The organism is Undibacterium sp. YM2 (genome assembly GCF_009937975.1).
Lineage (GTDB): Bacteria > Pseudomonadota > Gammaproteobacteria > Burkholderiales > Burkholderiaceae_D > Undibacterium.
Genome location: NZ_AP018441.1, coordinates 5,726,370 through 5,741,878, shown reverse-complemented (window position 1 = coordinate 5,741,878; position 15,509 = coordinate 5,726,370). Strand labels below are relative to the sequence as shown.

Below are 15,509 nucleotides of genomic sequence, written 5' to 3'. Positions count from 1 at the left end.
GCCAGGCAGCTCGCCTAGCTTGCAGTCAACTTCCTGATTTCAAATTCCCCACGCAGCCAGTTGCTACCGATGAACTCAGTGTGATCCACATTGATGACATCAAACACCAGCAGATTATCTGACCACTCATAGTTTTCATCAAGATGGGTTTTTGCCTTGGTCAATGCGGTGGTGACAGAATAAGAACCTGGCCCCAAAGGACATTCAAAAGGCAGCACAAATTCCAGTGAGTCACCTTTGCGCAAATCATTTTGCACCTGTTGTGAATACCAGGTATTGCTGCCCCAGATGACGCTGCCCTGTTTGTCGCGGAACATCAGGCCCAGTACCAACTCGGGGATGTCGGCACGCAATTGCACTTCAGCCACCAGCTTGACCTTTTGCCCTACATGCGCTGCGGCCAGTACCTGATCACTGTCCTGGTCACGCAGGCTGAGCTTGCTGACGGTCGCCATGCCTGTGCCTGAACGGGTTTGCAGCCAGCCCTGTTCATTGCGGTTTTGTTCCACGGAGAAATTTTCGTTTTCCTTACGGGCGATCATCGCATTGTAGTAATCGACCACTTCATCTGCCGCACCCTGCTTGAGTATGCAGCCCTTGTCGATCAGGATCACGTGGTCACACAGGCTGCGCACGTCACCCATGCCATGGGTGACCAGGATGATGGACGTACCCTGTTCCTTGAACTGGCGTATGCGGTCAAAACTGCGGTGCTGGAAATAGCTGTCACCGACCGACAGGATTTCATCGACGATGAGTACATCCGGGCGCACTGCCGTGGCAACAGCAAATGCCAGACGCGCCTGCATGCCGCTGGAATACACACGCAAGGGCTGGTCAAAGAAGGTGCCAATTTCAGCAAAGCTTTCTATGCCAGGCATGAGCTGGTCCAACTGCTCACCACTCAGACCCATCAGGCCGCCTGCCATATAGGCATTTTGCCTGCCAGAAAATTCGGGATTAAAACCCAGCCCCAGTTCCAGCATGGCGCTGATGCGGCCACTGACAGCGATGTTGCCGGTCGTTGGTCGCACCGTTCCGGTAATCATTTTCAGCAGCGTACTTTTACCAGCACCGTTCTGACCTATGATGGCTACTGCCTGGCCTGCAGGCACATTGAAGCTGATATCGCGGTTGGCCCAGTATTCGTACGCCGGTTTCACCGGCAGGCCAGCCCAGTACATCAGGCGTGACAGCAGGCCGTTGAATTTTGAATAGCATTTTCCAACGCCAGAGACACTCAATACAATTTGACTCATAATGCATCCACCAGATCTGCGCTGGCACGGCGGAAAATCCAGAATGAAAATATAAACATGCCCGCTGAAATCAGCACGGGAACCAGCAAATCTGCCATGTTTGGTACTGCTCCGTACAACAGCGCATTCTGGTAGATTTTGACCAGCGGTGTCATCGGGTTCAGATTCAATACCGCGATAAAGCGCTTCGGCATATTGTCCATCAGATAGACCACGGGCGTGAACCAGAACCATAGTTGCAGCACGATGCCCATGACCTGGCCTACGTCACGTGAAAATACATTCAACAGTCCTAGTATGATGCCCAGACCAAAGGCAAACAGGATGATCAGCAGCATGCCCAGTGGCAGTACCAGCCATGCTGCTGTCGGCAGATGGCCAAAGAATAAAAACACGACGGCTATCGCTGCCAGCAATAACAAGTGATTGATGAGTGCGCTGCCGCCAACGATCACTGGCAGGCACAGTCTGGGGAAAGAGATTTTTTTCAGGGTGTTTGAATAATCAATAAACACCGTGGTACAGCGCGTCATGATTTCAGAGAACAAACCCCACGCCGACATACCTGCCATCAGGTAAATCGCATAGGCCGACTTGTTTTCAATATTCGGTATCTTGGTCACCAGTACTTCAGACAAGACAATGGCGAAGATGGTGGCCTGCGCCAACGGATTTAAGATCATCCACAGCGCACCCAGTTTGCTGCGCGCAAAGCGCCCGGCAAACTCGGCCCTGATGGACGACAGGATAAAGTGGCGGTAGTGCCACAATGAGATAAGTACAGCTTTCAAAGCTTGGTTTTCCTTAGCAGGGATCAGCCTGCAACACGTCCATAGATATCATCGAACCTGACGATATCATCTTCACCCAGGTAAGTACCGGATTGCACTTCTATCAGTTCAAGATCGGTTTCACCCGGATTTTCCAGCCTGTGCTTGACGCCCAGCGGGATGTAGGTGGATTGATTGGCAACCAGGGTCATGACTTCTTCGCCACGCGTTACTAGCGCCGTGCCACTGACCACGATCCAGTGTTCAGCACGGTGGTGATGCATTTGCATCGACAGCCGGCCACCCGGTTTGACGACAATGCGTTTGACCTGGAAGTGTTCGCCACTATCGACGGAATCATAATGTCCCCATGGGCGATAGACCTTGCGGTGGTTATCGGTCTGGGTATAGTTTTCATCTTTCAGGCGGGTTACGACACGCTTGATGTTCTGGGTATTGGCCTTATTGGTGACCAGTACCGCGTCTGGTGTTTCAACCACAATGACATCTTCCAGACCCAGGCAGGCAACCAGGCGGCTGTCAGAAATCACCAGGCAATTACGGGAGTCCTCCAGCAGCACGTCGCCATGGGCAGTGTTGCCGTTCTCATCCTTGTCCGACACTTGCCAGACCGCATCCCAGGCACCAACATCTGACCAGCCTGCATTGAAAGGCACGACATAGCCAGGGATATGCAAGTCCTGGTCCTTCGCCAGTTTTTCCATGACGGCATAATCGATGGAGTCAGAAGGGCAAGACAGGAAGGCTTCTTTATCCACGCGGACAAAGTCGCTATCGATGCTGGCTTTGTCCATCGCCAGTTTGCAGGCCTCATGCATGGCCGGATGGAAGTGCTGTATGGCTTTCAGCCAGGTAGTCGCGCGCATCATGAAAATACCGCTATTCCATAAATGGCGGCCGCCATCAAGATATTGCTGAGCCACTTCCAATACCGGTTTTTCGACAAAGGCCTGCAGTTCGCGCACAGCCTGGCCTGGTAACACATCGCCCGTCTGGATGTAGCCATAACCGGTTTCAGGTCGGTCAGGCACGATACCAAAGGTCACCATGGCACCGTCCATGGCCTGTTGCAGGCCATCTTGTATGGCCTGGTGAAAGCCCTGCTTGTCATTGATGACATGGTCAGCCGGCATCACCAGCAGTACTGCATCATTGTCTGAGGCCACTGCTGCCATGGCTGCCAGCGTCAATGCCGGGGCAGTATTGCGGCCCGCCGGTTCGAGCAACAGGCTACAGTTACTGAAACCGGCCACGCGCAATTGTTCTGCCGTGATGAAACGGTATTCTTCATTACAGACTACGATCATTCTTTCGGCCACGCCCACGGCACCAGAAAAATCCCTGACGCGCGTTGCAGTTGCCTGCAGCATGGTTTCTTCGCCTATCAGGGCGAGCAATTGCTTGGGATGCTTTTCACGCGATAGCGGCCATAACCGGGTTCCAGATCCCCCTGAAAGAATGACAGGCTGTAATAACATGGATAACTTTCGTATTCTTTATGCCTTCGGGTTTATGCCTTTGGGCAAATCATTATAAAATATTTAATATATTGCAATCAGCTGCAATTTCCTCAGGCTATGCTGGTCAGATGTGAGCAATTGCTGAATAGGCTAAACTTGTAAGACCTGAAGGCTAAGCCAGAGTCAGGCAAAAAGTCTGAAGCTGAAATAATCTGGAATTTTGCAGACGCTGATAATTTCGTCGCAGTTTACATCATCATTTATACTTCTACCCCTTTTTCTAGCCTTTTAGCGGCCCAAACACGAATCATTTGCCGCCAATTATGAATAAAACATCCGGATTATATGGCGAATATGGCAACACAGAACAAATCTGAATGCGAAGCACAGCAACTGGCCGACAAGACCAGTTTGATATTGAAAAGCAGGAAGCATTCAACACCCGTCAATATTCCTTCGAATGAGATGGGGGCAGGGCAGGATGATGCAAGGGAAATCATGTTGAATCAGCAAGATAATGTGGGCGCGCAGCTGGAAGCGCCAGTACCGCCACAAGGTTTACGCCAGAAATTGCGTGCCATACCTGGTCTGGGTTACGCATTGGCCTGGTGCCAGGCATTGCTGCGCCTGCCGCGCACCCGCTTCCAGACTGAGGTAGCGCTAACAAATTTGCAAAAGCAAATTGACGACCTGAAAATACAGTTGCACAGTCAGGAACGGAAACTGCTGCAAATGGAAGAGCAAAAACTTTCTATACGGTTGGACAAGTTTGATGCGCTGGATGTCGGCAACAGGCTCATGGAACTGGATCGTTTACATATAGGCCGTCAATTGCGTTCCATGAATCTGATGATGCGTGAGGGTTTGCAAAATGGAACTAGGCAGATCCAGCAAAATGTTGTCGCGACGGCAGAGCCAGCAAGTCAGCTTGCCACTACAAGCACTAGCCGGCCCGTAGCCAAAGTTGCCAGCGATTTTGATCAGGACCAGTTTTATCTCGAATTCGAAGCCTTGTTCCGTGGTTCACGCGCTGACATCAAGGAAAGATTGAAAGTCTATCTGCCCTATTTGGCACATATCAGCGAACAGGCAAAAGACGAACGCAAGCTGGTCATCGACGTTGGCTGTGGCCGTGGTGAATGGCTGGAATTGCTCGATGAGCAGGGCATACCTGCGATGGGCGTGGACATGAATATCTCCATGGTTAACGCCTGTCTGGACCAGGGTTTCCTGTGCCGCCATGCTGACGCGATTGCCTATTTGCGCGAACAGCCCGCTGGCAGCATAGGTGCAGTGACCGGTTTCCAGATCATAGAGCATTTGCCGTTCGAGCAATTGATTGCGCTGTTTGATGCAGCCCGTCATGCGTTGTGTCCAGGTGGCGTCATTATTTTTGAAACACCGAATCCGGAAAACCTCAAGGTCGGGGCCTGTAATTTTTATTTTGATCCTACCCATTTGCATCCTATCGTGCCACAGGTGGCTGAATTCATGGCGCGGCAGCGTGGCTTTAGCCATGCAGAAATTTTGCGTTTGCATCCTTACCCTGATGATCACTTGCTGCACGGTGGCACTGAGGTTGAAGCACTGCTCAATAAGGAATTATTCGGTGCCCAGGATTATGCAGTCATAGGTCGTAAATAAGATGCAGATACATCAATTCAGCCCTTCCTGTGGAAGAGGTGACGGCGTCAGCAATGGCATGTTCTTTACCCGCAAGCTTTTGCGCGAGATGGGTTTTACATCCGCCATCTATTGCGATCTGGTGCAGGATGAAGTACGTAATGAAGTGCAGCACTATAGCGAATTGCAGCTTGCTGAGGATGACATTTTGCTGGTGCATCACAGCCTGGGCTATGAGAATTGCAGCTGGCTCAAAGACATCAAGGCGCGCAAGGTACTGGTGTATCACAACATTACGCCACCGCAGTTTTTACCCGACAATGGCTTGCCTGAATTAAGCATGCTGGGCAGGCAGCAACTGGCCTTGTGGGCGCAGGATTTTCAGGCTGCGATTGGTGACTCTGATTTGAACAGTGCAGAGTTGCATGCCGCTGGTCATACAGATGTAACGACCATTCCCTTACTGGTCGATGTGATGCGCTGGCAGCATCACAGCTATAACACGGCGCTGATGAACAGCTTGCGTGGCGCCCACAATATCCTGTTTGTTGGCCGCCTGTGCGAGCACAAGCACCAGTTGCAATTACTGGACATGCTTGATGAATTGCGCCACTTCTCGCGCCAGCCAGTGCGCCTGATATTGGCGGGTGGCGTCACCAGCATGCCGTATGAGCAGGAAGTACGTGCCCACATCGCTGAATTGAAGCTGGATGCACAGGTGCTGATGACAGGCAAAATTTCGGATGAAGATTTGCTGGCCCTGTACCGCAATGCTGACGCCTATGTCAGCCTTAGCGAGCATGAAGGCTTTGGCATGCCTTTGGTCGAAGCCATGCTGCATGATGTGCCAGTGATTGCGCGTGCTACCGAAGGTGTCACTTCTACCATGGGCGGCGCAGGCATCTTGCTGGATGCTGACGTGACCCCGGCCACTTGTGCTGCGCATGTGCATATGCTGTTGACGGAACCAGCTTTGCGCCGCCGTATTATTGCTGGCCAACGACAAAATATTCAGCGTTTTTCACGTCAAAAAATTCAGACGGACTTGCAAGATTTTTTGCAAAAATTGGGTACGCAAATTCCTCAACGGGCAGTTGCTACCAGTGAACAGCAAAAGCCCCTGTGGCAGATAGAGGGCCCCTTCGATTCTACCTATAGCCTGGCTATCGTTAACCGTGAACTGGCGCGGGCCTTGGTATCCCAAAAAGACGAGGCTGTGCAACTGGGTTTGCGCAGCCGAGAAGGCTATGGTGATTTCGTCGCCTCGGCAGATTTCCTGGCCACAAATCCCGATATCGCTGAATTGCAAACTGTCTCTCAGCAGGCAGTAAACATGCCTGACCTGGCCCTGCGCAATTGCTATCCGCCGACGCTGGATGACATGCAGGCACGCGTCAGGGTGGTGAATTCTTATGGTTGGGAGGAGACTGGTTTCCCGCAAGAGTTTGTCAATGAATTCAACCGCAAGCTGGATTTGATTTTGGTGGTGTCGCGCTTTGTTGGCACAGTTTTGCGTGACAATGGTGTGCGTGTGCCGATTGCTGCTGTTGGCAATGGTGTTGATCATGTCATGCGTGTTGCTGCGCTGACGGTACCGCAGGCTGTTTTGGATAGCCTCAAGACTTATCGCTTCCTGCATGTCTCATCCTGTTTCCCGCGCAAGGGGCCGGATGCCTTGTTGCTAGCTTATGGCCAGGCTTACCGGGCCAGTGATGATGTCAGCCTGGTCATCAAGACTTTCCCCAATCCGCATAATGATGTGGCTGAGCAATTGGCGGCACTGCAGGCCGCTGATCCGGAGTTCCCGCATGTGCTGATCATCATGGATGACTATAGCCAGGCGCAAATGCGAGGTCTGTATGAGGCATGTGATGTGCTGGTTGCACCCAGCCGTGGTGAAGGTTATGGCTTGCCGATAGCTGAAGCAATGTGGCTGAAACTGCCAGTGATTGCTACTGCATGGAGTGGGCAGATGGATTTTTGCGAGGATACCAGGGTCTGGCTATGTGATTATCAATTCGCCAAATCAACTTCGCATTTCAGTTCTACGCATTCAGCTTGGGCTGATCCTGATGTCAATCATCTGGCTGCGTTGATGCGGGAAGTACATGCCAGCCCGGCAGATGTCATCGCCAGAAAAACTGCAGCAGCGCATGCGTTTATATCAACGCACTATGCATGGTCAGATGTCGCCAGCAGAACCCGCCAGGCGATTGCAGCGCTTGAGCAACAACCGCTGTTGCGCAAGGAACCGCGCATAGGTTGGATCAGTAGCTGGAATGCGCGTTGTGGCATCGCTTCTTATTCATCTTTCCTGACTGCTGGCATGCCGCAGGACAGGGTGGTTTATTTGAGCAGCCATATCCCTGAAAGAACAGCGCGCGATGCTGACAATGTCATCCGTAGTTGGGATGCCAGCATGGGCGAGGATCTGGAGCACACCTGGCTGATGATCCAGGAACAGAAACTCGATGTGATTGTTGTCCAATACAATTTCGGTTTCTTTTCACTGGCAGCCATGGCGCGCCTGATCAGACGTGTCAAGGAAGATGGCAAGGCCATTCATGTATTTTTCCATTCAACCGCGGATGTGCAAAGAGAAGATGGGCTGATCAGCCTGTCTACGATTGCTGCTGAATTGAAGTTGGCCGACCGTATCTTCGTGCATGGCCTGGATGACATGAACCGGCTCAAGAACCTTGGTGTTGCGGATAATCTGGTGTTTTTCCCGCAAGGCCTGATGCCGACGCTGGAACATGCTGCATCCAGGGTGGATACTGCGCGCATGGCTGGCAAGACCGTGATTGCTGCTTATGGATTCCTGTTGCCGCATAAAGGCGTGCAAGCCTTGATCAAGGCATTCATAAAATTGCGCGGGCAGGGTGGAAATTATCATTTGTTGCTGGTGAATTCACTCTATCCATCAGGTTTGTCCGACCATGAATACCATCAATGTCGTCACCTTATCCATGAGTCTGGTCTGGAAGCGCATGTGACTTTTCTGTCTGATTATCTGAGTGATGAGATCAGCCAGTCATGGCTGCAACAGGCCGACCTGATTGTGTATCCGTATCAGCAAACACAGGAATCTTCGAGCGCTGCAGTGCGCATGGGGCTGGCTTCTGGCCGTCCGGTGGCAGTGACGCCTTTGTCGATTTTTGATGATGTCAAAGATGCGGTGCATGTTTTGCCCGGTACTGAACCTGCGGATATTGCTGAAGGCATCACTGCCATTTTGCATGATGGGCTAAGGCTGAAACAGAAAGCAATACAGGCGAAAGCCTGGACTGCCACCAGACAATGGCCCGCCTTGTCACAACGCTTGTTGAATACGATTGATGGGATTGCGAATGCTTTGGATATTGATATCGGTCGCATCTGAACGTACAAAAACGGCGGATATATTCCGCCGTTTTTTTTATGGTCGGCCGCAAGCTGCCTGAGAACGTGTTTGCAGTAAAGCGATCAGCTTTGTAGTATGCTTTTGCCTGGCCCAGTCTTGCAGGTGGTGGTCAGTATCAAAGAACCAGCTCTCCGGATACATGAAGTCTTTTGGCTTGCCCAGATATTCTATGCCCAGCTTATTCATGCGCTCCGGTAGCCCTGCGTAAAAGGCCAGATCTTCAGCATCCGTATCGTATTTGGCATGATGCAGCAGCACTGTAGGCATGGCGATCAGGCAGATGTTGTTGGCCTTTGCCCATTGCGCATAATTTCCCATGAGCTTCCAGCCGCCAGTTTCTGTGGCTGCCCTGTGCGCATAATCCCAGACCTTGGTCGCTTTGACTGCAGCGATATCGCCAGTGCTGCGTTCTGCTGCGCTGGTGTGGGTCTGATCACCTCTTGCATCGAGATGATGGGCGCCATAAGTACCGCTGGTGACCGGGCCATCAGGCAAATGTCGCAGGCCATGCAGCCAGCGGTCTGCTCCCAAACCTGCTGCATACTGTAGTTGAGTAATGCGCGACAGGCTGCGCCAGTAATCGAGATCCCTGGCCATGACATAGTCGATAATCTGTGAATTGGCTTTGCCCTCATCGAGGTAAAGCGCATATTCCATGGGCATAAGTATAGTGTCGCCAGGGTGAGCAACACGACGCGATACATCCAGTATATAAGGCAGGCCCAGCCCGGCATTGACTGCGAGATTGATGACAGGTTTTTGCCAGTAATTTTCCAGCATGCCTGAATCTATGCCAAACATGGCATTTGAACCTGCCACGATAAATACACGTGGTGATTTGATTTCTTGTGCTGCGTGGATTTTATGTTGGTAGGCATCATAGACCCAGCGTGAACTGGCTGTTGGCGAGCCCAACTGATATTTGATACCGACTACCCATAAGAGGCTAAGAGCCAGGAAACTGCCAGTCAAAGCGAGCAAGAATTTTTTCATATCCTCGCTCGTCTAAAAATTAAAATACAAAAATTCTGTGGCTGGACGGACGGCCATCCATTTCAGTGCAAACCACAAACAGATGCCTGTAATGATGCCCAAAGCGATTTGTCTTTTTTCGCTGAGTGGTGTGATGGCGATATTCGGGCTGGGGTCGTAATTCAGTAATTCCGTGGTGTTTGGCAAAAGCCAGACAACAGCCATGCCTATGCCTATCCACAACCAGCCGACATCCGGTGAAGTGCTCAATAATCCTTCAACTACCTGGGCAAGATTTTGCCAGGGCAAGGCAGGCAGATATGTACCTGAACCAGGTTGCAACAGGGCGGCATACATGTGTGCCGCACTTGTCATGTCAGGTGAGCGGAACAGTACCCAGGCAAAAGCGACCAGAATGAAAGTCACCGCAACCGCAATTGTCTTCGGCAGTTTGCCCCAGAGTTTAGTGAGCGTGGGACTGCTTTCCAATACATGGTGCCAGAAATGATTGATGAGCAGCGCGCTGCCATGCAAAGCACCCCATAAGAAGAAATTCCAGCCTGCACCATGCCACACACCCGCCAGCAACATCGTCAGCCACAGATTGCGGTAACGCATGAATTGGCCGTGACGGTTTCCACCCAGGGGAATGTACAGATAGTCGCGCAAGAAACTCGACAGTGTCATGTGCCAGCGCCGCCAGAAATCAATGATGGACGTGGCTTTATAAGGTGAGAAAAAATTGATGGGCAGCTTGAAGCCAAACATCAGCGCCAGGCCTATCGCCATGTCTGAATACGCAGAAAAATCAAAATACAATTGCAGGGTATATGCCAGCATGGCTTGCCATGCCGCTTCGCCACCCGGTGTTGTCTGCCTGGCCAATTCAAAAACCGGGCTGGCATAGCGAGCCATGCTGTCAGCAAGTATGGTTTTTTTGAACAGGCCTAATGCCAGAAAACAGGCACCGGTAATGAGTGCTTCTTTTTGCCTGAATAGTGGATTGTCGTCTGCCCTGGTTTGCGCAATCAGGGGCTTGTGATGCACGATAGGCCCAGCGATCAGTTGCGGAAAAAAGGAAACAAAAAACAGATAGTCGAGTGCATTATGCCTGTGCACGTCACCGCGTCTGCAATCAACCAGATAGGCGATTTTCTGGAAGGTGACAAAGGAGATAGCCAGCGGCAGAACGATGGGGTCTATTGGTGGTGCCGCATGGAATGCCGCAAACAGATTGGCGAGCAAAAAATAGGTGTATTTGAAACCGCCCAGTACCAGCAGATTAAAGATGATGCCTGCTTTCATCCATCTTGCTGCATGCAGGTCCAGCGCTTGCTGCCTGGCTTTCAGGATACGGCCACCAAGCCAGAAATTGATGCTGATTGAGCTTAGGAGCACCACCAGATAGCGCACATCCCAGACTGCATAAAATACCAGTGAAGCCAGCACCAACCATCCCAGTGCGGGCCTTAATCCCCATTGACGTTGGCACAGCGTCCATACTGCCAGGGTGACGGGCAGGAAGAGGAACAGGAATGCAAAGGAATTAAATAACATGGTGTGCAGTCAGGCCTGGGATCATGCCGGTTACTGCGTTCACGCAGTAACGCCCAGCGCCAGTTTCTGCAATTCGTCGGGTTTGCGTATGATCAGGCGATGCAAGTCTTTTTCGACTATGCCTTGCTGGGCCAGATGGAGGAGCGCGCGGGTGACTGTTTCGCGGCTGGTATTGATCATCATGGCAATATCCTGATGGGTGGGCAGGTTTTCTATAACTTCCAGATTGCCGGGCATGATTTTCTTGAACAGGGCGATGAAGGCATAGATGCGGCGTGAAGTATTGCCTATGCTGAGCAAAGCACGGAATTCAGAATCGCGTTGTATTTTTTCGGCCAGATGGCGCAACATCATGTTTGCCATTGCTGGTGAATGTGAAAACAAATGCAGTGCCGTAGCACTGGGTAAAAAACCCACCAGCACGTTGCTCAGAGCGACTACCGAGGCAGAACGTGGCGTGCCATTGATGATGGCGATTTCACCAAAAAAATCACCTTCCTTGAGCATGCGCAAGCCAATTGCGCGGCCATCTTCAGTGACATCGACGACTTGCAATTGTCCTGAGAGCAAAAATAACAGGCTGTCACCGATACCACCTTTTTGCAACACCACATCCCGTTTATTGAAGTGACGCACGCGCATGTCACTCTTTACCTTGTTCATGTCTTCATCGCTCAAACCCATTAACAAAGGGATGTTGCGCAAGTTGACCGTGATCTGGTTGACCTTGACCTGCACTTTGGTCTGTATGGGGATATTTAATTGCAGTTGCCCAGGCAGGGGCGCTTGCGACTCCCCGGCCGGTGCCTTGTTGTGAATAACAGCGACTTCGTTATTTGATACCGTCATTGGTCAATCCGATTGTGAAGAACCCATGACTTGCGATGGTGATGGCCCTTCATTCGTTTTCAATATTTCTTGATTCATCGATATAGTAAATGGTGACGTCGGCATAAAAATCCAGATTCAGAAGTTCTGCCATTGCCAGCTCAATTGTACCGACTTGCTATTGTATTGAAGGATGGAGATATTTTCCTTGTTATTTATCGCACGGAATTCCAGTTGCAGCGACTGTTTGTCCGTGAAATACCAATTCAACCCCGCTTTTACAAGCTGTAGATCTTGTCGCCTTGCTACATCTATCAGGTTGGGCGAGTAAATTTCAGCACTTTGCCATATTTGTTTGCTCCAGCCTAATTCCAGCTCGCTTTGCTGGGATAACTGCCGCCTCAGATTTAAATTTCCATAGTAGCCAGTCCTGTGGCCACCCTGTCTGTCTGCATGAGCCCGGTCGGCCATTGCTGCCAAACCAGCTTGCAGCTGGTATTTCTGGGTTTCATAGGATAACAGGCCGCGTAATTCCCAGGTGTGGGCATCGAAATTCCCCAGGGTAGGGTACTGTACATTGGTAAACCCTGCCATGGTGCTGAAACGCCAGGAACTGCCCTGGCTGACTGCTGGCGACAAACGCAATTGTACAATTTCCTGTTTTTGATACAGCGTACCACCGAGGCTCAGTGCGCTGACCAGGGCAGTACCCCGGATGCCGTAATCCCGCCATTTCCATGGTTTTTCCACGCCAAGGGCAAGTGCCAGAGTATTGTAGGCGCTCAGGCTGTCATAACTGCGCAGACGTGCCTGGGCAAAACCTATGGTGCCGTTATTGTTGATTTCCTGGGAGATATTGCCAGACAATCCGGCAAACCGGTCCGCTTTGGGCTGATATTCTGGTAAAAGCTGCAAGGTAATTTGCTCAGTGCCGCTACCGAAAGTGAAAAAAGGATTGCTAGCCCCCTGATTCACATTGGTGTCATATCCGGCCTCTACAGCAATGGCGATGCGCCTCTCTGGCGTGGCGGGAATGCAGCTCTTGGGTTGCCATAATTCCAGTTTATACAATTGTTCTTCTGATAAAGGCAGGTATTGCTTCATTTTAAGCAATACCTTATCGGCTTCTTCTTTATTGCCCAATTTGCATTGCAGCATGGCCAGATCCAGCCAGGCACCGGCATGCAGGGGTTTTTTCTCTATCAGGGTGCTGAGCATGGCTTTGGCATCATCATTGCGTTTTTCGCTGATGGCTTTTAATGCTTCCAGATACAGGTTTTCGCTTTCAGCTTCATTGTCGGCTTTTGCGACTGTATTGCCAAAGATGAGCAATAGCATCAGCAATGGTAATTGACGCGCTATTCTGTGCATCATCCTCATGCAGTAACCTCTACCGTGTAGATGGTAGTTGGCTTTTCCTTGCCTTTCAGCAGGCGCTCACCCAGCGCCTGGAATTGATGTCTGGTTGAACCTTCAACCGTACCTTTACCAATGATGATGTCGTGCGGGTAGTGACGTGCCGCGTCCTCCAGACGTGAGGCCGTATTGACACTGTCGCCAACGGCAGTGTAGATGCTGCGGAAAGAACTGCCAAAATCTCCTGCAATTGCAATGCCACTTTCTATTCCGATTCTGACTCTAATCTTTTTTCTCCCTTGTTGTTCGTATTGGGCACTCAATTTCCTGACATTTCTGACAATTTCTATCGCGGCATCCAGGGCCAGGTCGGCATGGTTTTCTACCGGCAGCGGCGCGCCCCAAAATGCTACCAGGCCGTCACCAGTATATTTATCCAGAGTGCCGCCCTTGGCCAGTACAGGGCCGGTCAGGCATTCCAGAAATTCCCGTGTCAGATTGGCCGCCCCTTCCATAGGCAAGTTTTCTACCTGGCTGGTATACCCCTCCATGTCCGCAATCAGGGTCGTCACATGTAGCTGTCTTGGTGCCAGCGGGTCTTTCAAATCACTGCGTAATAATTCTTGCACCACTGCTTTGGCGACATATTGTTGCAGGGTTCCCAATAATCTTCTCGACTTGCGTTGTGCAGTCTGCCAGCCAAAAGGCACCGCAACCGCCAATAAAAAAAAGTTTGCTGCCAGAGGACCAATCGGGGAAAACCACATGTCGTGATCAACCACCAGATAAGCCAGTGCTACCCAGGCCAACGAAGCCAGGCCCAGCATCAGGGTATTTGACCAGGCAGAAAAGCGCGGAAACATGAACATCGCCACCCCTGCTGTCAGTACTGTAAACAATAAAGCGATCAAACGTCCTGGCCACTTCACATACGCCCTGCCTTCGTGCTCATCAAGCATGGTGCTCAGGGCCTGGGCATGTACCAGAAAACCACTGGTTGAATACCATAGGGGAGTTGGTACCCGGTCTGCCAGTGCCAGCGAAGATGATCCTATGATGATGTATTTGCCACGCAAAGCCTCAAGTGGTGTCGTATCTTGCAATACACTCAAGGCAGGTACGACCTCGTACGAAGACAATGTCCGGCTGTACTCAACGCGCGAAAATCCATTTTCATCCACATCTGAAAAGCGGCTTTTGTGCGCAAACAATTGATTCGCGTTCAATTTGGAGCAACATTCCAGTAAAGCACGTGACAATTCTGAATAAACTTTTCCGTCGAAGCGAGTCTGAACCGGAATCCGCCTTAAAGTTCCGTCAAGATCAGGCACAAATCCAATATTGCTGACATAACGCGCATTGCTAAGACCAGAGTGATTGGCAATATAGCCGGTAGCCTGCGCCATATTGGCCAGCTCGACCTGGTTAAAAGCTGCAACTGGTTTGCCACCTGTCAGTTGGCCATTGCGTGCCGGTGTCTGCTTGTTTTTGTCAAAATCGAAGGCTTGTGCCAGCACCACCGGGCCATGCTCCGCCAATGCCGCCAGTCTTTGGTCTCCTACCGTGTCTTTATGTTCTTCAAAGTAAATATCTAGCGCAACGCCACGTACATCAAACTCGGTGATGAGTTTTTCTATCAGATCGGCAATGCGCTCCCGCGGCCATGGGGCTGCTCCCAAAACGGAAATACTGTGATCATCAATATCGATCAATGCCAGTCGTTCTTCTGCCTGGTCTTTTGCGCGCAATTGCACAAACTGATCCCGCAGCCATTCATCGCCTGGTAGCGGCCTGCCATTTTCCGGCAAATATTCATTCAGCGCACACAAGCCCACTGTCATGACAGCGATCAGCAGCCACAAATAGGTTTTGGCAGAAATACGCAAAAAAAACTCAGACACAGGCCTCATGATTGCGTAATAAGGTCCGTTGAATTATTCACAGGGCAATGAGGTGATCTGGAAGTTCATAGCAGTCAAAATGATTTTGGCAGCATCATAAGCCGGATTAAATAAAATATGTTGAAGCTTGTACATCTTTTTGCGGAACAGCAATAAACCTGAAGCCGATTTTTGTGAAAATACTTGCTTATCCTGTATTTCTTTGCGCATTCATGATAATCCTTCTGATTTCAATGGCTTAGCAAAAAACTGTTATAGTAGCTTGAATTTGTAAATTGTGACCGTCGTCACAATATTTTTTGCGTATCAGAGGATAATGCTAAAAATATGTGCAGGTGTAGATCTGTGCGAACCGGCGC

At 50.8% G+C, this 15,509-nt stretch carries 11 protein-coding genes; 2 read left to right on the top strand and 9 right to left on the bottom strand.

Annotated features, from left to right (window positions below):
- Positions 1-14: 14 nt before the first annotated feature.
- Genes UNDYM_RS26370 through UNDYM_RS26360 form a run of 3 tightly spaced genes read right to left on the bottom strand, consistent with a single transcriptional unit; the run spans position 15 to position 3,528 of the window.
- Positions 15-1,259 (bottom strand): ABC transporter ATP-binding protein, encoded by a 1,245-nt coding sequence (locus UNDYM_RS26370; protein WP_162043800.1) that lies wholly within the window; start codon positions 1,257-1,259, stop codon positions 15-17.
- Entirely contained in the window at positions 1,256-2,050 is a 795-nt protein-coding gene (locus tag UNDYM_RS26365; RefSeq protein ID WP_162043799.1) for an ABC transporter permease, read from the bottom strand. The genes UNDYM_RS26370 and UNDYM_RS26365 overlap by 4 nt, the downstream gene beginning before the upstream one ends.
- A 23-nt stretch (positions 2,051-2,073) precedes the next feature.
- On the bottom strand, positions 2,074-3,528 hold the full coding sequence (locus UNDYM_RS26360; protein ID WP_162043798.1) for a mannose-1-phosphate guanylyltransferase/mannose-6-phosphate isomerase: 1,455 nt from the start codon (positions 3,526-3,528) through the stop codon (positions 2,074-2,076).
- A gap of 336 nt (positions 3,529-3,864) precedes the next feature.
- On the opposite strand from UNDYM_RS26360, the gene UNDYM_RS26355 reads away from it, so the two are divergent.
- Positions 3,865-5,154 (top strand): bifunctional 2-polyprenyl-6-hydroxyphenol methylase/3-demethylubiquinol 3-O-methyltransferase UbiG, encoded by a 1,290-nt coding sequence (locus tag UNDYM_RS26355; protein ID WP_162043797.1) that lies wholly within the window; start codon positions 3,865-3,867, stop codon positions 5,152-5,154.
- 1 nt (position 5,155) lies between these two features.
- Positions 5,156-8,515 carry a glycosyltransferase gene (locus UNDYM_RS26350; RefSeq protein ID WP_162043796.1) on the top strand — a complete coding sequence of 1,120 codons (3,360 nt, stop codon included), beginning with the start codon at positions 5,156-5,158 and terminating at the stop codon, positions 8,513-8,515.
- Positions 8,516-8,551: 36 nt separating this feature from the next.
- Here the strand turns inward: UNDYM_RS26350 and UNDYM_RS26345 are convergent, their stop codons facing one another.
- From UNDYM_RS26345 to UNDYM_RS26320, 6 genes are all read right to left on the bottom strand, one after another.
- Positions 8,552-9,529 carry a hypothetical protein gene (locus UNDYM_RS26345; protein ID WP_162043795.1) on the bottom strand — a complete coding sequence of 326 codons (978 nt, stop codon included), beginning with the start codon at positions 9,527-9,529 and terminating at the stop codon, positions 8,552-8,554.
- A gap of 12 nt (positions 9,530-9,541) precedes the next feature.
- Complete coding sequence (locus tag UNDYM_RS26340) at positions 9,542-11,065, bottom strand: MBOAT family protein (protein WP_162043794.1); 1,524 nt, start codon at positions 11,063-11,065, stop codon at positions 9,542-9,544.
- Between the two features lie 39 nt (positions 11,066-11,104).
- On the bottom strand, positions 11,105-11,914 hold the full coding sequence (locus UNDYM_RS26335; RefSeq protein ID WP_162043793.1) for a Crp/Fnr family transcriptional regulator: 810 nt from the start codon (positions 11,912-11,914) through the stop codon (positions 11,105-11,107).
- Between the two features lie 117 nt (positions 11,915-12,031).
- On the bottom strand, positions 12,032-13,264 hold the full coding sequence (locus UNDYM_RS26330) for a M48 family metallopeptidase (RefSeq protein WP_162043792.1): 1,233 nt from the start codon (positions 13,262-13,264) through the stop codon (positions 12,032-12,034).
- 5 nt (positions 13,265-13,269) lie between these two features.
- Positions 13,270-15,150: a CHASE2 domain-containing protein gene (locus UNDYM_RS26325; RefSeq protein WP_232063602.1), complete on the bottom strand. Its 1,881-nt coding sequence runs from the start codon at positions 15,148-15,150 to the stop codon at positions 13,270-13,272.
- Between the two features lie 33 nt (positions 15,151-15,183).
- Positions 15,184-15,360, bottom strand: coding sequence for a hypothetical protein (locus tag UNDYM_RS26320; RefSeq protein ID WP_162043791.1), 177 nt, complete (start codon positions 15,358-15,360; stop codon positions 15,184-15,186).
- Positions 15,361-15,509: the final 149 nt, after the last annotated feature.

What these genes read in the sequence shown, in the direction of transcription:
- UNDYM_RS26370 (WP_162043800.1), bottom strand. Translation starts at nt 1,259, where the DNA reads ATGAGTCAAATTGTATTGAGTGTCTCTGGCGTTGGAAAATGCTATTCA.
- UNDYM_RS26360 (WP_162043798.1), bottom strand. Translation starts at nt 3,528, where the DNA reads ATGTTATTACAGCCTGTCATTCTTTCAGGGGGATCTGGAACCCGGTTA.
- UNDYM_RS26355 (WP_162043797.1), top strand. Translation starts at nt 3,865, where the DNA reads ATGGCAACACAGAACAAATCTGAATGCGAAGCACAGCAACTGGCCGAC.
- UNDYM_RS26350 (WP_162043796.1), top strand. Translation starts at nt 5,156, where the DNA reads ATGCAGATACATCAATTCAGCCCTTCCTGTGGAAGAGGTGACGGCGTC.
- UNDYM_RS26345 (WP_162043795.1), bottom strand. Translation starts at nt 9,529, where the DNA reads ATGAAAAAATTCTTGCTCGCTTTGACTGGCAGTTTCCTGGCTCTTAGC.
- UNDYM_RS26340 (WP_162043794.1), bottom strand. Translation starts at nt 11,065, where the DNA reads ATGTTATTTAATTCCTTTGCATTCCTGTTCCTCTTCCTGCCCGTCACC.
- UNDYM_RS26335 (WP_162043793.1), bottom strand. Translation starts at nt 11,914, where the DNA reads ATGACGGTATCAAATAACGAAGTCGCTGTTATTCACAACAAGGCACCG.
- UNDYM_RS26330 (WP_162043792.1), bottom strand. Translation starts at nt 13,264, where the DNA reads ATGCACAGAATAGCGCGTCAATTACCATTGCTGATGCTATTGCTCATC.
- UNDYM_RS26320 (WP_162043791.1), bottom strand. Translation starts at nt 15,360, where the DNA reads ATGCGCAAAGAAATACAGGATAAGCAAGTATTTTCACAAAAATCGGCT.